Here is a 260-nt window from a genome sequence, read left to right on the forward strand (position 1 = left end):
GTTGCTTATATCCGTGTTGTTGAAGGTTCCATTAAAGTGGGCGACAAAATCAAAATGATGTCCACGGGCAAGGAATTTGATGTAACCGAATTGGGTGTCTTCAATCCAAAGACCCAGCTGTTGGATGAACTGAACGTCGGGGATGTAGGTTTCCTTACGGCAGCCATTAAAAACGTTGGTGATACGACTGTTGGTGATACGATTACCGGTGCCGTGAATAGTGCGACAGAACCATTGCCGGGCTACCGGAAGATGAATCC

At 46.9% G+C, this 260-nt stretch carries 1 protein-coding gene; it reads left to right on the top strand.

Annotation, left to right across the window (positions count from 1 at the left end; all coding sequences use genetic code 11):
• Positions 1-260 (top strand): EF-Tu/IF-2/RF-3 family GTPase (locus SB773_RS32820; protein WP_410594585.1); only part of this gene is annotated, 260 nt, incomplete at both ends.

This window comes from Bacillus sp. SIMBA_074 (genome assembly GCF_046534555.1).
Lineage (GTDB): Bacteria > Bacillota > Bacilli > Bacillales > Bacillaceae_G > Bacillus_A > Bacillus_A mycoides.